Source organism: Pseudomonas fluvialis (assembly GCF_014207935.1).
GTDB classification, from domain to species: domain Bacteria; phylum Pseudomonadota; class Gammaproteobacteria; order Pseudomonadales; family Pseudomonadaceae; genus Aquipseudomonas; species Aquipseudomonas fluvialis_A.
The window spans coordinates 383,937-403,988 of the sequence record NZ_JACHLL010000004.1 but is presented as its reverse complement, the minus strand read 5'-3'; the positions used below and the strand labels follow the sequence as shown (position 1 = coordinate 403,988).

33 protein-coding genes are annotated in these 20,052 nt (G+C 58.5%); 32 read left to right on the top strand and 1 reads right to left on the bottom strand.

Features of this window, described 5'->3' with window-relative positions:
• The 30 genes from HNP49_RS13615 to bfr all read left to right on the top strand — a co-directional run.
• Nucleotides 1-609, top strand: a 609-nt coding sequence (locus tag HNP49_RS13615) for an EF-Tu/IF-2/RF-3 family GTPase (RefSeq protein WP_260407178.1), incomplete at its 5' end; no start/stop codon positions are given.
• Between the two features lie 148 nt (nucleotides 610-757).
• Entirely contained in the window at nucleotides 758-1,069 is a 312-nt protein-coding gene (gene rpsJ, locus HNP49_RS13610; protein WP_003186070.1) for a 30S ribosomal protein S10, read from the top strand.
• Nucleotides 1,070-1,153: 84 nt separating this feature from the next.
• Entirely contained in the window at nucleotides 1,154-1,783 is a 630-nt protein-coding gene (gene rplC, locus HNP49_RS13605) for a 50S ribosomal protein L3 (RefSeq protein ID WP_184684097.1), read from the top strand.
• Nucleotides 1,784-1,798: 15 nt separating this feature from the next.
• On the top strand, nucleotides 1,799-2,401 hold the full coding sequence (gene rplD / locus HNP49_RS13600) for a 50S ribosomal protein L4 (RefSeq protein WP_184684095.1): 603 nt from the start codon (nucleotides 1,799-1,801) through the stop codon (nucleotides 2,399-2,401).
• Nucleotides 2,398-2,697, top strand: a complete 300-nt coding sequence (gene rplW / locus HNP49_RS13595) for a 50S ribosomal protein L23 (RefSeq protein WP_095941469.1) — start codon at nucleotides 2,398-2,400, stop codon at nucleotides 2,695-2,697. The genes rplD and rplW overlap by 4 nt, the downstream gene beginning before the upstream one ends.
• 14 nt (nucleotides 2,698-2,711) lie before the next feature.
• On the top strand, nucleotides 2,712-3,533 hold the full coding sequence (rplB, locus tag HNP49_RS13590) for a 50S ribosomal protein L2 (protein WP_184684094.1): 822 nt from the start codon (nucleotides 2,712-2,714) through the stop codon (nucleotides 3,531-3,533).
• Nucleotides 3,534-3,549: 16 nt separating this feature from the next.
• Nucleotides 3,550-3,825, top strand: a complete 276-nt coding sequence (rpsS, locus tag HNP49_RS13585; RefSeq protein ID WP_027590504.1) for a 30S ribosomal protein S19 — start codon at nucleotides 3,550-3,552, stop codon at nucleotides 3,823-3,825.
• A gap of 13 nt (nucleotides 3,826-3,838) precedes the next feature.
• The gene (gene rplV, locus HNP49_RS13580) at nucleotides 3,839-4,171 is read left to right on the top strand and encodes a 50S ribosomal protein L22 (RefSeq protein ID WP_003103908.1); all 333 of its coding nucleotides are present in this window, start codon (nucleotides 3,839-3,841) and stop codon (nucleotides 4,169-4,171) included.
• A 13-nt stretch (nucleotides 4,172-4,184) separates the two neighbouring features.
• The gene (gene rpsC / locus HNP49_RS13575) at nucleotides 4,185-4,871 is read left to right on the top strand and encodes a 30S ribosomal protein S3 (protein WP_184684092.1); all 687 of its coding nucleotides are present in this window, start codon (nucleotides 4,185-4,187) and stop codon (nucleotides 4,869-4,871) included.
• A gap of 12 nt (nucleotides 4,872-4,883) precedes the next feature.
• The gene (rplP, locus tag HNP49_RS13570) at nucleotides 4,884-5,297 is read left to right on the top strand and encodes a 50S ribosomal protein L16 (protein WP_184684090.1); all 414 of its coding nucleotides are present in this window, start codon (nucleotides 4,884-4,886) and stop codon (nucleotides 5,295-5,297) included.
• On the top strand, nucleotides 5,297-5,488 hold the full coding sequence (gene rpmC, locus HNP49_RS13565; RefSeq protein WP_095941472.1) for a 50S ribosomal protein L29: 192 nt from the start codon (nucleotides 5,297-5,299) through the stop codon (nucleotides 5,486-5,488). Before rplP ends, rpmC begins: the two co-directional genes overlap by 1 nt.
• A 2-nt stretch (nucleotides 5,489-5,490) precedes the next feature.
• A complete protein-coding gene (rpsQ, locus tag HNP49_RS13560; RefSeq protein WP_095941473.1) occupies nucleotides 5,491-5,757 on the top strand; it encodes a 30S ribosomal protein S17 in 267 nt (88 codons plus the stop codon).
• Nucleotides 5,758-5,769: 12 nt separating this feature from the next.
• Nucleotides 5,770-6,138 carry a 50S ribosomal protein L14 gene (gene rplN, locus HNP49_RS13555; RefSeq protein WP_184684088.1) on the top strand — a complete coding sequence of 123 codons (369 nt, stop codon included), beginning with the start codon at nucleotides 5,770-5,772 and terminating at the stop codon, nucleotides 6,136-6,138.
• Between the two features lie 12 nt (nucleotides 6,139-6,150).
• Nucleotides 6,151-6,465, top strand: a complete 315-nt coding sequence (gene rplX, locus HNP49_RS13550; RefSeq protein ID WP_184684087.1) for a 50S ribosomal protein L24 — start codon at nucleotides 6,151-6,153, stop codon at nucleotides 6,463-6,465.
• Nucleotides 6,466-6,485: 20 nt separating this feature from the next.
• Nucleotides 6,486-7,025 carry a 50S ribosomal protein L5 gene (rplE, locus tag HNP49_RS13545; protein WP_184684085.1) on the top strand — a complete coding sequence of 180 codons (540 nt, stop codon included), beginning with the start codon at nucleotides 6,486-6,488 and terminating at the stop codon, nucleotides 7,023-7,025.
• Nucleotides 7,026-7,035: 10 nt separating this feature from the next.
• Nucleotides 7,036-7,341 (top strand): 30S ribosomal protein S14, encoded by a 306-nt coding sequence (gene rpsN / locus HNP49_RS13540; protein WP_184684083.1) that lies wholly within the window; start codon nucleotides 7,036-7,038, stop codon nucleotides 7,339-7,341.
• Between the two features lie 179 nt (nucleotides 7,342-7,520).
• On the top strand, nucleotides 7,521-7,913 hold the full coding sequence (rpsH, locus tag HNP49_RS13535) for a 30S ribosomal protein S8 (protein WP_184684075.1): 393 nt from the start codon (nucleotides 7,521-7,523) through the stop codon (nucleotides 7,911-7,913).
• Nucleotides 7,914-7,925: 12 nt separating this feature from the next.
• Entirely contained in the window at nucleotides 7,926-8,459 is a 534-nt protein-coding gene (gene rplF / locus HNP49_RS13530; RefSeq protein WP_184684073.1) for a 50S ribosomal protein L6, read from the top strand.
• A 10-nt stretch (nucleotides 8,460-8,469) separates the two neighbouring features.
• Entirely contained in the window at nucleotides 8,470-8,820 is a 351-nt protein-coding gene (rplR, locus tag HNP49_RS13525; protein ID WP_095941480.1) for a 50S ribosomal protein L18, read from the top strand.
• 3 nt (nucleotides 8,821-8,823) lie between these two features.
• The gene (gene rpsE, locus HNP49_RS13520) at nucleotides 8,824-9,351 is read left to right on the top strand and encodes a 30S ribosomal protein S5 (RefSeq protein ID WP_184684071.1); all 528 of its coding nucleotides are present in this window, start codon (nucleotides 8,824-8,826) and stop codon (nucleotides 9,349-9,351) included.
• Between the two features lie 2 nt (nucleotides 9,352-9,353).
• A complete protein-coding gene (rpmD, locus tag HNP49_RS13515; RefSeq protein WP_143490134.1) occupies nucleotides 9,354-9,536 on the top strand; it encodes a 50S ribosomal protein L30 in 183 nt (60 codons plus the stop codon).
• 3 nt (nucleotides 9,537-9,539) lie between these two features.
• Nucleotides 9,540-9,974, top strand: a complete 435-nt coding sequence (gene rplO / locus HNP49_RS13510; protein WP_095941482.1) for a 50S ribosomal protein L15 — start codon at nucleotides 9,540-9,542, stop codon at nucleotides 9,972-9,974.
• Nucleotides 9,975-11,303, top strand: a complete 1,329-nt coding sequence (secY, locus tag HNP49_RS13505; RefSeq protein WP_184684062.1) for a preprotein translocase subunit SecY — start codon at nucleotides 9,975-9,977, stop codon at nucleotides 11,301-11,303.
• 31 nt (nucleotides 11,304-11,334) lie between these two features.
• Nucleotides 11,335-11,451, top strand: a complete 117-nt coding sequence (rpmJ, locus tag HNP49_RS13500) for a 50S ribosomal protein L36 (RefSeq protein ID WP_002555468.1) — start codon at nucleotides 11,335-11,337, stop codon at nucleotides 11,449-11,451.
• A 133-nt stretch (nucleotides 11,452-11,584) separates the two neighbouring features.
• Entirely contained in the window at nucleotides 11,585-11,941 is a 357-nt protein-coding gene (rpsM, locus tag HNP49_RS13495) for a 30S ribosomal protein S13 (protein WP_184684054.1), read from the top strand.
• 32 nt (nucleotides 11,942-11,973) lie between these two features.
• Entirely contained in the window at nucleotides 11,974-12,363 is a 390-nt protein-coding gene (rpsK, locus tag HNP49_RS13490) for a 30S ribosomal protein S11 (RefSeq protein ID WP_021702690.1), read from the top strand.
• A 16-nt stretch (nucleotides 12,364-12,379) separates the two neighbouring features.
• Complete coding sequence (gene rpsD / locus HNP49_RS13485) at nucleotides 12,380-13,000, top strand: 30S ribosomal protein S4 (protein ID WP_184684045.1); 621 nt, start codon at nucleotides 12,380-12,382, stop codon at nucleotides 12,998-13,000.
• Nucleotides 13,001-13,023: 23 nt separating this feature from the next.
• Entirely contained in the window at nucleotides 13,024-14,025 is a 1,002-nt protein-coding gene (locus tag HNP49_RS13480) for a DNA-directed RNA polymerase subunit alpha (protein ID WP_095941486.1), read from the top strand.
• Between the two features lie 43 nt (nucleotides 14,026-14,068).
• Nucleotides 14,069-14,458, top strand: coding sequence for a 50S ribosomal protein L17 (gene rplQ / locus HNP49_RS13475; RefSeq protein ID WP_095941487.1), 390 nt, complete (start codon nucleotides 14,069-14,071; stop codon nucleotides 14,456-14,458).
• Nucleotides 14,459-14,667: 209 nt separating this feature from the next.
• The gene (gene bfr / locus HNP49_RS13470) at nucleotides 14,668-15,132 is read left to right on the top strand and encodes a bacterioferritin (RefSeq protein ID WP_184684044.1); all 465 of its coding nucleotides are present in this window, start codon (nucleotides 14,668-14,670) and stop codon (nucleotides 15,130-15,132) included.
• Nucleotides 15,133-15,183: 51 nt separating this feature from the next.
• Here bfr and uvrA read toward each other — a convergent pair whose 3' ends face one another.
• Nucleotides 15,184-18,018, bottom strand: coding sequence for an excinuclease ABC subunit UvrA (gene uvrA / locus HNP49_RS13465; RefSeq protein ID WP_184684043.1), 2,835 nt, complete (start codon nucleotides 18,016-18,018; stop codon nucleotides 15,184-15,186).
• Between the two features lie 128 nt (nucleotides 18,019-18,146).
• Here uvrA and HNP49_RS13460 point away from each other — a divergent pair, with 128 nt between their 5' ends.
• Both HNP49_RS13460 and HNP49_RS13455 read left to right on the top strand, forming a co-directional pair.
• Nucleotides 18,147-19,541, top strand: coding sequence for an MFS transporter (locus tag HNP49_RS13460; protein ID WP_184684042.1), 1,395 nt, complete (start codon nucleotides 18,147-18,149; stop codon nucleotides 19,539-19,541).
• 9 nt (nucleotides 19,542-19,550) lie between these two features.
• Nucleotides 19,551-20,033, top strand: a complete 483-nt coding sequence (locus HNP49_RS13455; protein ID WP_095941491.1) for a single-stranded DNA-binding protein — start codon at nucleotides 19,551-19,553, stop codon at nucleotides 20,031-20,033.
• Nucleotides 20,034-20,052: the final 19 nt, after the last annotated feature.

Genomic DNA, 20,052 nt, shown 5'->3' with positions numbered 1-20,052 from the left:
GTTGAGACTCTGGATGCTTACATCCCTGAGCCGGTTCGTGCCATCGACAAGCCGTTCCTGATGCCGATCGAAGACGTGTTCTCGATCTCTGGCCGTGGCACTGTAGTGACCGGTCGTGTAGAGCGCGGTATCGTCAAGATTCAGGAAGAAATCGAGATCGTCGGTCTGCGTCCGACCACCAAGACTACCTGTACTGGTGTTGAGATGTTCCGCAAGCTGCTCGACGAAGGTCGTGCTGGTGAGAACTGTGGCGTTCTGCTGCGCGGCACCAAGCGTGACGACGTAGAGCGTGGTCAGGTTCTGGCCAAGCCGGGCACCATCAAGCCGCACACTGTGTTCGAAGCAGAAGTGTACGTACTGTCCAAGGAAGAAGGTGGTCGTCACACCCCGTTCTTCAAGGGCTACCGTCCGCAGTTCTACTTCCGTACCACTGACGTAACCGGTTCGTGCGAACTGCCGGAAGGCGTTGAGATGGTAATGCCGGGCGACAACATCAAGATGGTTGTCACCCTGATCAAGCCGATCGCCATGGAAGATGGTCTGCGCTTCGCGATTCGCGAAGGCGGCCGTACCGTTGGTGCTGGCGTGGTTGCCAAGGTCATCGAGTAATCGATTGATCTGTGAAAAGGGCCCTTCGGGGCCCTTTTTCTATTTGTTGATCATTTATTGACACCCCTAGGGCGCATCCGTACAATTGCGCCTCCTTTTATCGGGCGTTTGCGTTCGGTGGGAATGGCAACTTGGAGTCTAAGGTCAAATGCAAAACCAACAAATCCGTATTCGGTTGAAGGCTTTTGACCATCGCCTGATCGATCAATCTACCCAGGAAATCGTGGAAACCGCGAAACGTACTGGTGCTCAGGTGCGTGGTCCGATTCCTCTGCCTACTCGCAAGGAGCGTTTCACTGTTCTGGTTTCTCCGCACGTCAACAAAGACGCGCGCGACCAGTACGAGATTCGCACTCATAAGCGTGTTCTGGACATCGTCCAGCCGACGGATAAAACCGTTGATGCGCTGATGAAGCTTGATCTTGCGGCTGGCGTGGAAGTGCAGATCAGCCTCGGCTAAGACCTTGGGGTTTTAGTCGTGTAACGCTCTGAAATGGGCGGCCATAGCGGGTGAAAGCCCCGTACACTCATGAGGTTTTACAACATGACTATTGGTGTAGTCGGTCGTAAGTGCGGCATGACCCGCATTTTCACCGAAGAAGGTGTCTCCATTCCGGTTACGGTCATCGAGGTCGAACCGAATCGCGTCACCCAGTTCAAGAACGAAGACAGCGATGGCTATCGTGCAGTCCAGGTGACTGTCGGTGAGCGTCGTGCTTCCCGTGTGACCAAGGCTCAGGCCGGTCACTTTGCCAAGGCCAATGTTGCAGCTGGTCGCGGTGTTTGGGAGTTCCGCCTGGAAGAAGGCGAGTACCAAGCTGGCGACTCGATCAATGTTGATCTGTTCCAGGCAGGACAGCTGGTGGATGTCACCGGTCAGTCCAAGGGTAAAGGCTATGCCGGTACCATCAAGCGCTGGAACTTCCGTGGCCAAGACAACACTCACGGTAACTCCGTCTCCCACCGTGCTCCGGGTTCCATTGGCCAGTGCCAGACTCCGGGTCGCGTATTCAAGGGCAAGAAAATGTCCGGTCACCTGGGCGCTGAGCGCGTGACTGTGCAGTCCCTGGAAGTGGTCCGTGTCGATGCCGAGCGCAATCTGCTGCTGGTCAAGGGTGCCGTTCCGGGCGCTCCTGGTGGCGACGTGATCGTGCGTCCGGCTGCCAAGGCTTAAGGGGAGAGTGCTGAGATGCAATTGAATGTAAATGGCGCTCAGGCTATCGAAGTCTGCGAGCGTACTTTTGGCGGCGAATTCAACGAGACTCTGGTTCACCAGGCTGTTGTTGCCTACATGGCCGGTGGCCGTCAGGGCACTCGCGCGCAAAAGACCCGTTCCGAAGTTTCCGGTGGTGGCAAGAAGCCGTGGCGTCAGAAGGGCACTGGTCGTGCTCGTGCTGGCACCATTCGCAGCCCCATCTGGCGTTCCGGTGGTGTGACTTTCGCTGCCAAGCCGCAGGATCACAGCCAAAAGCTGAACAAGAAGATGTACCGCGCTGCTCTGCGCTCCATCCTTGCTGAGCTGGTTCGTTCCGAGCGTCTGGTAGTGGTTGAGGAATTCATCGTTGAAGCGCCGAAGACCAAAGATCTGCTGGCCAAGCTGAACGGCATGGGCCTGACCGACGTGCTGATCGTTTCCGATGCCGTCGACCAGAACCTGTACCTGGCCGCGCGCAACCTGCCGCATGTCGATGTGCGTGACGTACAAGGTTCCGACCCGGTAAGTCTGATCGCCTATGACAAGGTGCTGGTCACCGTGTCGGCCGTGAAGAAATTCGAGGAGCTGCTGGGATGAACCAGGAACGCGTATTCAAAGTGCTGGTTGGCCCGCACATCTCCGAGAAGGCCACCGTACTTGCAGATAGCAAGGGTCAGTTCGTTTTCAAGGTTGCTACTGACGCAACCAAGCTGGAAATCAAGAAGGCTGTCGAAACCCTGTTCGGTGTAAAGGTTGCTCGCGTAACCACCCTGAACGTCAAGGGCAAGACCAAGCGCACTGTCCGTGGTCTGGGCAAGCGCAACGACTGGAAGAAAGCGTACATCGCTCTCCAGCCGGGCCAGGATCTCGATTTCACCAGCAGTGCTGAGTAAGGAAGGGGCGCATCATGGCAATCGTTAAATGCAAACCGACTTCCGCAGGCCGCCGCTTTGTTGTCAAAGTGGTCAATCAGGACCTGCACAAAGGGGCTCCGTACGCGCCGCTGCTGGAAAAGAAGTCGAAGACTGGTGGTCGTAACAACAACGGCCGCATCACCACTCGCCACATCGGCGGTGGTCACAAGCAGCACTATCGTCTGGTCGACTTCCGTCGCAACAAGGATGGCATCCCTGCCACCGTTGAGCGCATCGAATATGACCCGAACCGTACTGCTCACATCGCTCTGCTGAAGTATGCAGATGGCGAGCGCGCCTACATCATCGCTCCTAAGGGCGTGAAGGCTGGCGATCAGCTGGTATCCGGTGCTCAGGCTCCGATCAAGGCTGGTAACTCGCTGCCGCTGCGTAACATTCCGGTGGGTAGCACCATTCACGGCATCGAACTGAAGCCGGGTAAAGGTGCGCAGATCGCTCGCTCTGCGGGTGCTTCGGCCCAGCTGGTTGCTCGTGAAGGTGCTTACGTGACTGTGCGTCTGCGCTCCGGCGAGATGCGTAAAGTCCTGTCGGAATGCCGTGCGACTCTCGGTGAGGTTTCCAACTCCGAGCATAGCCTGCGCTCCCTGGGCAAGGCCGGTGCCAAGCGCTGGCGCGGTGTTCGTCCGACCGTTCGTGGTGTTGCCATGAACCCGGTAGATCACCCGCATGGTGGTGGTGAGGGTCGTACTTCTGGTGGTCGTCACCCGGTTTCGCCGTGGGGCTTCCCGACCAAGGGTGCGAAGACTCGCTCCAACAAGCGCACCGACAACATGATCGTTCGTCGCCGCAAGTAACTAGAGGGATACGACAGTGCCGCGTTCTCTGAAAAAAGGTCCTTTTATCGATCTTCACCTACTGAAGAAGGTCGAAGTGGCGGTGGAAAAGAACGATCGCAAGCCGGTTAAAACCTGGTCGCGTCGCTCCATCGTACTGCCGCAAATGGTCGGTCTGACCATCGCTGTACACAACGGTCGTCAACATGTCCCGGTTCTCGTTAACGAAGACATGGTCGGCCACAAACTCGGCGAGTTCGCTGCTACCCGCACTTATCGTGGGCATGCTGCGGACAAGAAAGCCAAGCGTTAAGGGGTAAGGAACGATGGAAGTAGCCGCTAAGCTGTCGGGCGCTCGAATCTCCGCCCAGAAAGCCCGCTTGGTCGCCGACCAGATCCGTGGGAAGAAGGTGGGCGAAGCGCTCAACCTCCTGGCTTTCAGTTCGAAGAAAGCTGCCGAGATCATGAAGAAAGTGCTGGAGTCGGCCGTAGCCAACGCCGAGCACAACGAAGGTGCGGATGTGGACGATCTGAAAGTCTCCACCGTCTTCGTCAACGAAGGGCGTTCGCTGAAGCGCATCATGCCGCGTGCCAAGGGCCGCGCTGATCGCATCGTCAAGCGGTCTTGCCATATCACTGTCAAGGTTGCGGACAAGTAACGGAGTCGATCAGATGGGTCAGAAAGTACATCCCACTGGCATTCGCCTGGGAATCGTCAAGGAGCACACCTCTGTTTGGTATGCAGACAAGCGTCAATACGCTGATTATCTGTTTGCCGACCTCAAGGTGCGCGAATACCTCCAAGACAAACTAAAAAGCGCGTCCGTAAGCCGTATCGACATCGCTCGTCCGGCTCAGACTGCACGCATCACCATCCACACCGCTCGTCCCGGCATCGTGATCGGCAAGAAAGGTGAAGATGTTGAGAAGCTGCGTCAGGACCTGACCAAGCAAATGGGTGTGCCTGTGCACATCAACATCGAAGAAATCCGCAAGCCGGAACTCGATGCCCTGTTGGTTGCTCAGAGCGTTGCTCAGCAGCTGGAACGCCGCGTTATGTTCCGTCGCGCCATGAAGCGCGCCGTACAGAACGCCATGCGTATTGGTGCCAAAGGCATCAAGATCCAGGTGAGTGGTCGTCTTGGTGGTGCTGAAATCGCACGTACCGAGTGGTATCGCGAAGGGCGTGTGCCGCTGCACACCCTGCGTGCCGATATCGACTACAACACCTACGAAGCCCACACCACTTACGGTGTGATCGGTGTGAAGGTTTGGATCTTCAAGGGCGAGGTCATCGGTGGCCTGCGTGAAGAGCTGAAGCCGACCGCTCCGGCGCCTCGTAAAAAAGCTGCTAAATAAGGGGTACGCCAAATGTTGCAACCTAAGCGTACGAAGTTCCGCAAGCAGATGACCGGCCACAACCGTGGTCTGGCTCATCGCGGTAGCAAAGTCAGCTTCGGTGAGTTCGCCCTCAAGGCGACTGGCCGTGGCCGCCTCACTGCTCGTCAGATCGAGTCCGCACGTCGTGCACTGACCCGTCACGTAAAGCGTGGCGGTAAGATCTGGATCCGCGTTTTCCCCGACAAGCCTGTTACCAAGAAGCCCCTGGAAGTACGTATGGGTAAAGGTAAGGGCGGCGTCGAGTACTGGGTAGCCCAGATTCAGCCGGGCAAGGTCCTGTACGAGATCGAGGGTGTTTCCGAAGAGCTGGCGCGCGAAGCATTCGCTCTGGCTGCTGCAAAGCTGCCGCTCGCCACCTCCTTTGTTAAGCGGACGGTGATGTGATGAAAGCGAATGAACTTCGTGGAAAATCCGCGCAGGAACTGAACGAGCAGCTGCTCGGTCTGCTGCGCGACCAGTTCAATCTGCGTATGCAGAAAGCAACTGGTCAGCTGGGGCAGTCTCACCTGCTCTCGCAAGTGAAGCGCGACATCGCTCGCGTCAAGACTGTGCTCAACCAGCAGGCAGGTAAGTAATCATGGCTGAAGCTCAGAAAGTAGTCCGTACGCTGACTGGCCGTGTTGTCAGCGACAAGATGGACAAAACCATCACCGTTCTGATCGAGCGTCGCGTAAAGCACCCGATCTACGGTAAATACGTGAAGCGTTCCACCAAACTGCACGCGCACGACGAAAACAATCAGTGCCGCATTGGTGATACCGTCACCATTCGCGAAACCCGTCCGGTCGCCAAGACCAAGGCGTGGGCTCTGGTTGAGATCGTTGAGCGCGCTGTAGAAGTGTAAGGGTGTAGAGCCATGATTCAGACTCAATCCATGCTCGATGTGGCCGATAACAGCGGCGCCCGCCGTGTTATGTGCATCAAGGTGCTGGGTGGTTCGCACCGCCGTTATGCTGGCATCGGTGACATCATCAAGGTAACCGTTAAGGAAGCGATTCCGCGCGGCAAGGTAAAGAAAGGCCAGGTCATGAGTGCCGTGGTCGTTCGTACCAAGCATGGCGTACGTCGTCCTGACGGCTCCATCATTCGTTTTGACGGCAATGCCGCTGTCCTGCTGAACAACAAGCAGGAGCCTATCGGCACCCGTATCTTTGGCCCGGTGACTCGTGAACTTCGCTCTGAGAAGTTCATGAAAATTGTCTCCCTGGCCCCCGAAGTGCTGTAAGGAGAAGCCGTCATGCAAAAGATTCGTCGTGACGACGAAGTCATCGTCATCGCCGGCAAAGACAAGGGCAAGCGCGGTAAGGTGCTCAAGGTTCTCGCTGACGACCGTCTGGTCGTGGGTGGGATCAACATGATCAAGCGCCACACCAAGCCGAACCCGATGCTGGGCAATCAAGGCGGTATCGTCGAGAAGGAAGCCCCGCTGCACGTCTCCAACGTTGCCATCTTCAATGCTGATACCAACAAGGCTGACCGCGTTGGTTTCAAACTCGAAGACGGTAAGAAGATTCGTGTCTTCAAGTCCACCCAAAAGCCGGTTGGCGCTTGAGCACTGCTAGGTAAAACACCATGGCACGACTGAAAGAGATTTATCGGAAGGAAATCGCGCCCAAGCTGAAAGAAGAGCTTCAGCTGGCCAACGTGATGGAAGTTCCGCGTATCACCAAGATCACTCTGAACATGGGTCTGGGCGAAGCGATTGGCGATAAGAAGATTATCGAAAACGCTCTGGCTGACCTGGAAAAGATTGCTGGTCAAAAGCCGGTTGTCACCTTTGCCCGCAAGTCCATTGCAGGCTTCAAGGTGCGCGAGGGCTGGCCGATTGGCGTCAAGGTAACTCTGCGTAGCGATCGCATGTATGAGTTCCTGGACCGTCTGCTGACCATCTCTCTGCCGCGCGTTCGTGACTTCCGTGGTCTGAATGCCAAGTCCTTCGATGGCCGTGGCAACTACAGCATGGGTGTCAAAGAGCAGATCATTTTCCCGGAAATCGATTACGACAAGATCGATGCGCTGCGTGGTATGGATATCACTCTGACCACCACCGCTCGTAACGATGATGAAGGCCGTGCTCTGATGCGCGCTTTCAAATTCCCTTTCCGTAACTGAGGACTAGGACATGGCCAAGACAAGCATGAAAAACCGTGAGCTGAAGCGTCAGCAAACGGTTGCCAAGTACGCCAAAAAGCGTGCCGAGCTGAAGGCTACCATCGCCAATCCGAACTCCACTCCGGAAGCGCGTTGGGAAGCCCAGGTTGCCCTGCAGAAGCAGCCGCGTGACGCGAGCGCCAGCCGCCTGCGTAATCGCTGCCGTCTGACCGGTCGTCCGCACGGTGTCTATCGCAAGTTCGGCCTGAGCCGTATCAAGCTGCGTGAAGCTGCCATGCGCGGTGACGTACCGGGTCTGGTGAAAGCCAGCTGGTAATCGATCTGCCCCGGCGTGCCGGGGTTGACGGTCTAATGAATCAAGCCCCTTTTGGGGCTTGATTCATTTTTGATCAGTCTATAGAATGCCCGGCTCGCCTGAGCCCGGCATTTTGCTGTGCCCGTTTGGGTGGTTTTGGCCTTAGTGCCGTTCATTTGTGTATCAGGAGCATCAAGCCCATGAGTATGCAGGACCCGTTAGCAGACATGCTAACTCGCATCCGTAATGCCCAGATGGCTGAAAAGTCCGTCGTAAGCATGCCGTCTTCGAAGCTGAAGGTGGCGGTTGCCCAAGTTCTCAAGAGCGAAGGCTACATTGCGGATTTTAAAGTCAGTTCTGAAGCGAAGCCGTCCCTGTCGATCGATCTCAAGTATTTCGAAGGCAAGCCGGTTATCGAAGAGCTGAAGCGCACCAGCCGTCCAGGCCTGCGTCAATACAAGCCGGTTGATCAGCTGCCGAAAGTGCGTGGCGGTCTCGGCGTTTCCATCGTCTCCACCAACAAAGGTGTGATGACGGATCGCGCTGCTCGCGCTGCCGGTGTCGGCGGCGAAGTACTGTGCACAGTGTTCTAAGGGGGAGAAAGCATGTCTCGCGTTGCTAAGAACCCCGTCAAGCTGCCCGCTGGTGTTGAGGTCAAACTCGCCGGCCAGCAGCTGTCGATCAAGGGCTCCAAGGGTGCTCTTGAACTGAACGTGCATCCGTCTGTTGAAGTGATTCAGGACGCTGGTGAGCTGCGCTTCGCTGCTCGCAATGGCGACAACCAGAATCGCGCCATGGCCGGTACCACTCGCGCGCTGGTCAACAATATGGTGACCGGTGTTAGCCAAGGCTTCGAGCGCAAGCTGCAGCTGGTAGGTGTGGGCTATAAAGCTCAGGCCAAAGGCCAGGTGCTCTCTCTGGCTCTCGGCTTCTCGCACCCAATCGACTACGAACTGCCGCAAGGCGTTACCGCTGAAACCCCGAGCCAGACCGATATCCTGATCAAGGGCATCGACAAGCAGCTCGTGGGCCAAGTGGCTGCGGAGATTCGTGACTTCCGTCGTCCTGAGCCTTACAAGGGCAAAGGTGTTCGCTACTCCGACGAAGTCGTACGTCGCAAAGAAGCCAAGAAAAAGTAGGGCATAGCAAATGAGCGTAAAGAAAGAAACCCGTCTGCGTCGCGCTCGCAAGGCACGCCTGAAGATGCGCGAGCTGGAAGCCGTACGCCTTTGTGTATACCGCTCTTCCCAGCACATCTACGCCCAGGTCTTGTCGGCCGACGGCGCCAAAGTCCTGGCCAGCGCCTCGACTCTGGACAAAGAACTGCGCGATGGTGCCACTGGCAACGTCGACGCGGCCAAGAAGGTTGGTCAGCTGGTTGCCGAGCGTGCTAAAGCCGCTGGCATCACCCAGGTGGCATTCGACCGTTCTGGCTTCAAGTACCACGGTCGCGTGAAAGCGCTGGCCGATGCTGCTCGTGAAGGCGGGCTGGAGTTCTAAGTTATGGCAAATAACGAGCAAAAGCGCGATCGCGGTAACCGTGATGATGCCCAGAGCGATGGCTACACCGAGAAGCTGGTGCAGGTCAATCGCGTTGCTAAGACCGTCAAGGGCGGCCGTATCTTCACTTTCACCGCGCTGACCGTGGTGGGTGATGGCAATGGTCGCGTCGGTTTCGGTCGTGGCAAGTCCCGCGAAGTGCCGGCTGCCATCCAGAAAGCGATGGAAGCTGCACGCCGCAACATGATTCAGGTCGACCTGAACGGCACCACCCTGCAGTACCCGATCAAGTCCGCCCATGGCGCCTCCAAGGTGTACATGCAGCCGGCTTCGGAAGGTACCGGTATCATCGCCGGCGGCGCCATGCGTGCTGTCCTGGAAGTGGCTGGTGTGCAGAACGTTCTGGCCAAGTGCTATGGCTCCACCAATCCGGTGAACGTGGTGTATGCCACCTTCAAGGGTCTGAAGAACATGCAGTCCCCGGAATCCGTGGCCGCCAAGCGTGGTAAGAGCGTCGAGGAGATTCTCTGATCATGGCTAACGCAACTGTCAAAGTCACGCTGATCAAGAGCGTGAACGGCCGTCTGGCCAATCACAAAGCCTGCGTCAAGGGTCTCGGCCTGCGTCGTATCGGTCACACCGTGGAAGTTCAGGACACTCCTGAAAACCGCGGCATGATCAACAAGGCTTACTACCTGCTGCGCGTAGAGGGTTAATCCATGCAACTGAACGATCTGCGTTCCGCGCCGGGTGCCCGTCGCGAAAAGCACCGTCCGGGCCGTGGTATCGGTAGCGGTCTCGGTAAGACCGGTGGCCGTGGCCACAAAGGTCAAACCTCCCGCTCCGGTGGCACCATTGCTCCGGGCTTCGAGGGTGGTCAACAGCCGTTGCACCGTCGTCTGCCGAAGTTCGGCTTCGTTTCCCTGAAGGCCATGGATCGCGCAGAAGTGCGTACTTCCGAACTGGCCAAAGTGGAAGGCGATGTCGTCTCCCTGCAGTCGCTGAAGGATGCCAACGTCATCAACCAAAACGTGCAGCGTGTAAAGGTCATGCTGTCCGGTGAGGTTGGTCGTGCGGTAACCCTCAAAGGTATCGCTGCCACCAAGGGTGCGCGTGCGGCTATCGAAGCAGCTGGCGGTAAGTTCGAGGACTAAATGGCTAAGCAAGGTGCTCTCTCAGCGCTCAGCAATGGCGGGTTGTCCGAGCTCTGGGCTCGACTGCGTTTCCTGTTCCTGGCGATCATCGTCTATCGGATTGGTGCGCACATTCCAGTGCCCGGAATCAACCCTGACCGGCTGGCGGAACTGTTCCGGCAGAACGAGGGGACCATTCTTAGCCTGTTCAACATGTTTTCCGGTGGCGCGCTGGAGCGCATGAGCATCTTTGCGCTGGGGATCATGCCGTACATTTCGGCATCGATCATCATGCAGCTCATGACCGCTGTCAGCCCGCAACTGGAGCAGTTGAAGAAGGAAGGTGAGGCTGGCCGTCGCAAGATTAGCCAGTACACCCGCTACGGTACTGTTGCACTGGCACTGGTCCAGGCTATCGGCATGTCCGTTGGTCTGGCTGGTCAGGGTGTGGCGTTCTCTACCGACTTCGGTTTCTACTTCGTGGCAGTCACCACTTTCGTAGCTGGTGCCATGTTCATGATGTGGTTGGGCGAGCAGATCACCGAGCGTGGGGTTGGCAATGGTATTTCCATGCTGATCTTCGCTGGCATCGTTGCTGGCCTGCCGTCGGCGATAGGGCAGTCCTTCGAATCGGCGCGTCAGGGCGATATCAATATCTTCGCTCTGATTGCGATCGGTTTGCTGGCGGTTGCCATCATCGGGTTCGTGGTGTTCATTGAGCGTGGCCAGCGTCGCATTGCGGTGCACTACGCCAAGCGTCAGCAGGGCCGCAAGGTCTTCGCTGCGCAGACCAGCCACCTGCCGCTGAAGGTCAACATGGCTGGCGTGATTCCGGCAATCTTTGCCAGCAGCATCCTGCTGTTCCCGGCTTCGCTGGGTTCGTGGTTCGGTCAGTCCGAGGGTATGGGCTGGCTGCAGGAAATTGCTCAGTCGATCGCGCCCGGCCAGCCGCTGAACATTCTGCTGTTTAGTGCAGGGATCATCTTCTTCTGCTTCTTCTACACAGCCCTGATGTTCAATCCGAAGGATGTGGCGGAAAACCTGAAGAAGTCCGGTGCCTTTATTCCGGGTATTCGTCCGGGTGAGCAGTCGGCGCGCTATATCGATGGCGTTCTGACCCGCTTGACTCTGTTCGGTGCTCTGTACATGACGGCTGTCTGCTTGCTGCCCCAGTTCCTGGTGGTGGCGGCCAATGTGCCGTTCTACCTTGGCGGGACCTCGTTGCTGATCGTGGTCGTGGTTGTGATGGACTTTATGGCCCAAGTACAATCGCACCTCGTTTCGCACCAGTACGAATCCCTGATGAAGAAAGCCAACCTGAAGGGCTATGGCGGCGGAATGCTCCGCTGATATAGCGTCCGTAAGGTTCTAGGAGTTACTGATGAAAGTTCGTGCATCGGTCAAGAAGCTGTGCCGCAACTGCAAGATCATTCGCCGCGAAGGTGTTGTTCGCGTGATCTGCAGCGCGGAGCCGCGTCACAAGCAGCGCCAAGGCTGAGTGTGATTCACGCGTAATGAGCCCGGCAGCTAGTGCGCTGCCGGGTTGATTCTTTGTTATTACAGCGCTAATATCTCGCGCCCTATTTCTTGGCTTCCAGGGCGTGGGTAGCTGTCAATTGGAGTTCCACTGAATGGCCCGTATTGCAGGCGTCAACATTCCGGATAACAAGCACACTGTTATCTCGCTGACCTACATCTATGGTGTCGGTCGCACAACCGCGCAAAAGATCTGCGCTGTTACCGGTGTAAACCCGGCAGCAAAAATCAAGGATCTGAGCGACGAGCAGATTGAACAGCTGCGTGGCGAAGTCGCAAAGCTCACCACTGAGGGTGACCTGCGCCGCGAAATCAACATGAACATCAAGCGTCTGATGGACCTGGGCTGCTACCGCGGTCTGCGTCATCGTCGTGGCTTGCCTGTTCGTGGTCAGCGTACCAAGACCAACGCGCGTACCCGTAAGGGCCCGCGTAAGCCGATCCGCAAGTAACATTGCGCCCGCGAATCGACAGGAAATAAGTCATGGCTAAGCCAGCTGCTCGTACTCGTAAGAAAGTCAAAAAGACAGTGGTGGATGGGATCGCCCATATCCACGCTTCTTTCAATAACACCATCGTGACCATCACTGACCGTCAAGGTAATGCTCTGTCCTGGGCAACCTCTGGTGGTTCGGGCTTCCGTGGTTCCCGTAAGAGCACCCCGTTCGCTGCCCAGGTGGCTGCTGAGCGCGCTGGTCAAGCGGCTCTGGAATACGGTTTGAAAAACCTCGACGTAAACGTCAAAGGCCCAGGCCCGGGTCGCGAATCCGCTGTGCGTGCACTGAACGCCTGCGGCTACAAGATCGCCAGCATCACCGACGTGACGCCAATCCCGCATAACGGGTGCCGTCCGCCGAAGAAGCGTCGCGTGTAATAGGAGACAGTGAAGAATGGCTCGTTACATTGGTCCCAAGTGCAAACTGTCTCGTCGTGAAGGCACCGATCTCTTCCTGAAGAGTGGTGCGCGCGCGCTCGAATCCAAGTGCAACATCGAATCCGCTCCTGGCCAGCATGGCGCCCGTCGTGGTCGTCTGTCCGACTACGGTCTGCAGCTGCGTGAGAAGCAGAAAGTTCGTCGTATCTACGGCGTACTCGAGCGTCAGTTCAGCAGCTACTACAAGGAAGCTGCCCGTCGTAAGGGTGCTACCGGCGAAAACCTGCTGCAACTCCTCGAGTGCCGTCTGGATAACGTCGTTTACCGTATGGGCTTCGGTGCTACCCGTTCTGAATCCCGTCAGCTGGTATCGCACAAGTCGATCACCGTTAACGGTAAGACCCTGAACATTCCGTCTTACCAGGTTCAGGCCGGTGACGTCGTGGCTGTTCGTGAAAAGTCGAAAAACCAGCTGCGTATCGCTCAAGCCCTGGATCTGGCCGCTCAGCGCGGTCGTCTCGAGTGGCTCGACGTCGATGCCGAGAAGAAGTCTGGCGTGTTCAAGAGCGTGCCGGCTCGCAGCGACCTGTCTGCCGACATCAACGAAAACCTGATTGTCGAGCTCTACTCCAAGTAAGAGTTAGAAAATAGGTGCTATCCATGCAGAGTTCGGTAAATGAGTTCCTGACCCCCCGCCACATTGATGTGCAGGTGGTCAGTCCGACCCGTGCCAAGATCACGCTCGAGCCTCTCGAGCGTGGTTTCGGCCATACCCTGGGCAACGCGCTGCGTCGCATCCTGTTGTCCTCCATGCCCGGCTGTGCAGTAGTCGAGGCCGAAATCGATGGCGTGCTCCATGAGTACAGCGCCATCGAGGGTGTGCAGGAAGATGTCATTGAAATCCTGCTGAACCTGAAAGGTCTGGCTATCAAGCTGCATGGCCGTGACGAGGTAACCCTGAACCTTTCCAAGAAAGGCGCAGGCGTGGTCACCGCCGCCGACATTCAGCTGGATCATGATGTTGAAATCGTCAACGGCGACCACGTGATTGCCAACCTGGCGGACAACGGTGTTCTGAACATGAAGCTCACTGTGGCTCGTGGTCGCGGCTATGAGCCGGCTGACGCGCGTCAGAGTGACGAAGATGAAAGCCGCAGCATTGGTCGTCTGCAGCTGGATTCTTCTTTCAGCCCGGTCCGTCGTGTCGCTTACGTGGTGGAAAACGCCCGCGTTGAGCAGCGCACCAACCTGGACAAGCTGGTTCTTGATCTGGAAACCAACGGTACTCTGGACCCTGAAGAGGCCATCCGTCGTGCCGCGACCATTCTGCAGCAGCAGCTGGCCGCGTTCGTCGATCTCAAAGGTGACAGTGAGCCGGTCGTGGTTGAGCAGGAAGATGAGATCGATCCGATCCTCCTGCGCCCGGTCGATGATCTCGAGCTGACCGTACGTTCGGCCAACTGCCTGAAGGCGGAGAACATTTACTACATCGGTGATCTGATTCAGCGCACCGAAGTAGAACTGTTGAAGACTCCGAACCTGGGCAAGAAGTCCCTGACTGAGATCAAGGACGTTCTGGCCTCCCGCGGTCTGTCCCTCGGCATGCGCCTCGACAACTGGCCGCCGGCAAGTCTGAAGAAAGACGATAAGGCCACGGCCTGATCGTCACGATCACCGAACTTGAAGTTTGGTAAGGAATTAAACCATGCGTCATCGTAAAAGTGGCCGTCACCTGAGCCGCACCAGCGCACACCGCAAGGCCATGTTCCAGAACATGGCGGTGTCCCTGTTCGAACACGAGCTGATCAAAACCACCCTTCCGAAAGCCAAGGAACTGCGCCGCGTTGCCGAGCCGCTGATCACCCTGGCCAAGGAAGACAGCGTTGCCAACCGTCGTCTGGCTTTCGACCGCACTCGCTCCAAGGAAGCGGTCGGCAAGCTGTTCAACGATCTGGGCAAGCGTTACGCCAACCGTCAAGGTGGCTATCTGCGTATTCTCAAGTGCGGCTTCCGCGCTGGTGACAACGCTCCGATGGCCTACGTTGAGTTGGTTGACCGTCCGGTCGCTGGTGCCGTAGAAGCCGCTGCCGAGTAATCGGTCGCGCAATAAAAAACCGGGCTTGCCCGGTTTTTTATTGCCTGTAGAAAAGTATCGGGTATCGAGAAGCTGTGCTGTGCGCTGCGCATATCTATGGATGTTCCCTCGGCTTCGACAAGCATCCTTCTGGCAGGTCTTAGCTTGACCGAACGCGTTGGTGGGACCAGCATGTTTCCAGTTATCTGTCATCGCTCAAGGATATGCTCATGAAAGGCCATGCCGAGGTCATCGATTACCTGAAGCAATTGCTGAAAGGGGAGTTGGCGGCCCGTGACCAGTATTTCGTGCATTCGCGTTATTACGAGGACTGGGGCTTCAGCAAGCTGTATGAGCGCATCAACCATGAGATGGAAGAGGAGACGCAGCATGCCGATGCCCTGCTCAAGCGCATTCTGTTCCTTGAAGGCGTACCGGATATGGCGCCAACGGCGTTCAGCTTCGGTCAGAGCGTTCCTGAGATGCTCAAGCTGGATCTGGCGCTCGAGTATGAGGTACGTGCAGCCCTCGCCAATGGTATCGAGTTGTGCGAGCGCCATCAGGATTACACCACGCGCGACATTCTCCTGGCTCAGCTGAAGGATACCGAGGAGGACCATGCCTACTGGCTGGAGATTCAGCTCGGTCTGATCGACAAGGTCGGTCTGGAAAACTACCTGCAATCGCAGATATAAACAGGCCTTCATAAAAAAGCCCCGCAGTGCGGGGCTTTTTTATTGCTGCGCTCACGTCTTGTCGCGGGCCAGTAGTGGCTTGAGGAAGTAGCCGGTATGCGACTGCGCCATTTCTGCGACCTCCTCCGGCGTGCCGGCTGCGATGATCATACCGCCCTTGGAGCCACCCTCGGGGCCGAGGTCGACAATCCAGTCGGCGGTCTTGATGACGTCCAGGTTGTGCTCGATGACCACCACGGTGTTGCCGTGGTCGCGCAGGCGGTGTAGTACGTCGAGTAGCTGCTGAATATCGGCAAAATGCAGGCCGGTAGTGGGTTCGTCGAGGATGTACAGGGTCTTTCCGGTGTCGCGCTTGGACAGCTCGCGCGATAGCTTGACCCGCTGCGCCTCGCCGCCGGAAAGCGTCGTCGCGCTCTGACCCAGCTTGATGTAGGAGAGGCCTACGTCGATCAGGGTCTGCAGCTTGCGCGCGATGGCCGGTACGGCATCGAAGAAGACCCGGGCTTCTTCGATGGTCATGTCAAGGACCTCGGTAATGCTCTTGCCCTTGTACTTCACTTCCAGGGTTTCGCGGTTGTAGCGCTTGCCCTTGCACAGGTCGCAGGGCACGTAGATGTCCGGCAGGAAGTGCATCTCCACCTTGATCACACCATCGCCCTGGCAGGCCTCGCAGCGACCGCCCTTGACGTTGAAGCTGAAACGCCCCGGACCGTAGCCGCGTGAGCGCGCTTCCGGCACGCCAGCGAACAGTTCGCGGATCGGTGTGAACAGGCCGGTGTAGGTGGCCGGATTCGAACGCGGGGTGCGTCCGATCGGGCTCTGGTCGATATCCACTACCTTGTCCAGATGCTGCAGGCCATCGAGGCTGTCGTGAGGCGCAGCCTCAAGCGTCGTGGCGCCGTTGAGGGCAGTCGAGGCCAGGGGGAACAGGGTGTTGTTGATCAGCGTCGATTTGCCTGAGCCGGATACGCCGGTGACGCAGGTAAGCAAACCCAGCGGAATTTCCAGGTCAACGTTGCGCAGGTTGTTGCCGCGCGCGCCCTTGAGCTTGAGCTGTTTCTTCTTGTCGCGCGGTGTGCGGTTGGCTGGATAGCGAATCTTCTCGCGGCCGGAGAGGTACTTGCCGGTCAACGAGTCGGGGTGCGCCATGACCTCGTCCGGAGTGCCTTCGGCCACGATACGGCCGCCATGTACGCCAGCGCCGGGGCCGATATCCACCACGTAGTCCGCCAGGCGGATGGCATCTTCATCGTGCTCGACCACTATCACCGTATTGCCCAGGTTGCGCAGGTGGGTGAGGGTGCCCAGCAGGCGCTCGTTGTCGCGCTGGTGTAGGCCGATGGAAGGCTCGTCGAGGATGTACATGACGCCGACCAGGCCCGCGCCGATCTGGCTGGCCAGACGGATGCGCTGGGCTTCACCGCCGGACAGGGTGTCGGCACTGCGATCGAGGGTCAGGTAGTCGAGACCGACGTTGACCAGAAACTGCAGGCGCTCACGAATTTCCTTGAGGATCTTCTCGGCAATCTCGCCGCGGCGACCCGTCAGGGCCAGGTTGCCGAAGTAATCGCAGGCTTCGCCGACTGGCAGGGCGGTGACGGCGGGCAGTGTGCGTTCGCCGACCCAGACGTGACGAGACTCGCGGCGCAGGCGCGTGCCGCGGCAGTCCGGGCAGGGTTGGGTGCTGAGGAACTTGGCCAGCTCTTCCCTAACGGTTTGCGATTCGGTTTCACGGTAGCGCCGCTCGAGGTTGGGAATGATGCCTTCGAAGGGGTGGGCACGTTTGACGATGTCGCCGCGGTCGTTGAGGTAGCGGAATTCAACATTCTGCGAGCCGCTGCCGAACAGAATGACTTTCTGGTGCTCGGCGCTCAGATCGTCGAACGGCTCCTCCAGGCTAAAGCCGTAGTGCGCGGCCAGTGAGGCGAGCATCTGGAAGTAGTAGACGTTGCGCCGGTCCCAGCCGCGGATGGCGCCTTCGGCCAGGGTCAGCTCGCCGTTGACCAGGCGCTTGACGTCGAAGAACTGCTTAACGCCCAGGCCGTCACAGGTCGGGCACGCGCCGGCCGGGTTGTTGAAGGAAAACAGCTTGGGTTCCAGCTCGCTGATCGAGTGGCCGCAGTGCGGGCAGGCAAAGCGGGCGGAGAAGATGATTTCATCACCTTCCTCATCGTCCATGGGGGCTGCCAGGGCGATTCCGTCGGCCAGGTTCAGTGCGGTCTCGAAGGATTCGGCCAGACGCTGCTGCAGGTCCTCGCGGACCTTGAAACGGTCCACCACCACATCGATCGAGTGCTTCTTCTGCTTGTCCAGCTTGGGCAGTTCGTCCAGCTCGTAGAGCTTGCCGTTGACCCGTGCACGGACGAAGCCCTGGGCACGCATTTCCTCGAATACCGACAGGTGCTCGCCCTTGCGCTCGCGGATAACCGGCGCTAGCAGCATCAGCTTGCGCCCTTCCGGCAAGGCCAGCACCTGGTCGACCATCTGGCTGACCGTCTGTGCTTCCAGCGGCACATCGTGGTCCGGGCAGCGCGGAATACCGACGCGGGCGTAGAGCAGGCGCAGGTAGTCGTAGATCTCGGTGATGGTGCCGACCGTCGAGCGCGGGTTGTGCGAGGTCGACTTCTGTTCAATGGAGATGGCCGGCGACAGACCTTCGATGGTGTCGACGTCGGGCTTCTCCATCATCGACAGGAACTGCCGGGCATAGGCCGACAGCGACTCGACGTAACGGCGCTGGCCCTCGGCGTAAAGGGTATCGAAGGCCAGCGACGACTTGCCGGAACCGGACAGGCCGGTGATCACGATCAGCTTGTCGCGCGGCAGGGTCAGGTCGATGTTCTTCAGGTTGTGGGTGCGCGCCCCACGAATCAGGATCTTGTCCACGACAGGCCTCGGCGGCGAGCGGAAACCCGCGAGTATACGGCCGCTGGCCAGTGCACAGCAAAGCACGTGCCTGTGCCGGAGGCGGGTGTGCTGATAGAATCGCGGCCTCGATTTTCCAGGGGGTCGTCATGCACGATCTGCACGATGCGCGGATGAGCGCTCGCGAAACCCGCGCAGCCGGTGGGCTGGCGTTGGTGTATGCCTTTCGCATGCTGGGCATGTTCATGGTTCTGCCCGTATTGGCGACTTACGGCCAGGATCTGGCGGGCGCGACGCCGGCATTGATCGGCCTGGCGATTGGCGCCTATGGCCTGACTCAGGCTGTCCTGCAGATTCCTTTCGGCACCTTGTCCGATCGCATTGGGCGTATGCCCGTGATTGTCTTCGGCCTGCTGGTGTTTGCTGCGGGCGCGGTCCTGGCGGCCAATGCCGAGAGTATCTGGGGCGTGATCGCGGGGCGGGTTCTGCAAGGGGCTGGGGCGATCTCTGCGGCGGTGATGGCGCTGCTGTCGGACCTGACCCGCGAGCAGCACCGGACCAAGGCCATGGCCATGATCGGCATGAGCATCGGCCTGTCGTTTGCCGTGGCCATGGTGGTCGGCCCGCTGCTGACGCGGGCTTTCGGTCTGGCGGGGCTGTTCTGGGCGACCGCAGGCATGGCGCTGTTTGGTCTGGTCATCGTGCTGCTGGTCGTGCCGCGTGCGCCGCAGACACTGGCCCACCGTGAGTCGAATATTGCTCGGCAGGCACTGGCCGCCACGCTCAAGCACCCTGAACTGCTGCGCCTGAACATCGGCATCGGTGTGCTGCATGCAATTCTGATGGCCAGCTTTGTTGCCTTGCCCCTGGCGCTGGTAGAAGAGGGTGGTCTGCCCAAGGAGCAGCACTGGTGGGTGTACCTGGCGGCGCTGCTGATCGGATTCTTCGGTATGGTGCCGTTCATCATCTATGGCGAGAAGAAGCGTCAGATGAAGCGCGTGCTGGTTGGTGCGGTCAGTGTGCTGCTGCTCTGCGAACTGTTCTTCTGGCTGTTCGGCACCAGCCTGCAGTGGCTGGTGGTCGGTAATGTGATCTTCTTTACCGCCTTCAATCTGCTCGAAGCCTCCCTGCCATCGCTGGTGAGCAAGGTGGCGCCGGCCGGCGGCAAGGGCACGGCGATGGGGATCTATTCCACCAGCCAGTTCCTCGGCGCGGCCGTGGGAGGCCTGCTCGGTGGCTGGATGTATCAGCATCTGGGTTTTGCCGGGGTGTTTATCGGCTGTGCGCTGCTGGCTCTTTTCTGGCTTGGCTTTGCTGCTACTATGCGTGAGCCGCCTTACGTGACCAGTCTGCGTCGGCCGCTCAGCGCCGAGGCGCTGGCGGATAGCAGTCTGGTGGGGCGCATTCTGGTGGTGCCGGGCGTCAGTGACGCCGTGGTCGTCGCCGAAGAAGCGGCCCTGTACATCAAAGTGGACACCCAACAATTGAATCGTGCGTTGCTCGAGCGGGAGCTCGAAGAGGCGCCGGTTACGCATTCAGCTTAGGAGAACGAAATGGCCCGTGGGGTAAACAAAGTCATTCTGATCGGTAACGTCGGCGGCGATCCGGAAACCCGTTATCTGCCCAATGGCAACGCGGTGACCAACATCACCCTGGCCACTACCGACAGCTGGAAGGACAAGCAGACCGGTCAGCAGCAGGAACGTACCGAATGGCACCGCGTGGTGTTCTTCGGCAAGTTGGCGGAAATCGCCGGCGAGTACCTGCGCAAGGGTGGCCAGTGCTATATCGAAGGCCGTCTGCAGACCCGCGAGTGGGAGAAGGATGGCGTGAAGCGCTACACCACCGAGATCGTGGTGGACATGAACGGCACCCTGCAGCTGCTCGGTGGTCGTGGTGGCAATGCTGGTGATGATGCGCCGCGCGCACCGCGTCCGCAGCGCGAACCGCAACAGGCTGCTCCGCGTCAAGCGCCGCAGGCCGCTGCCCAGCCGGCACCGGACTACGACAGCTTCGACGACGACATCCCGTTCTGATCCTGGCTGGCCGGGAGCT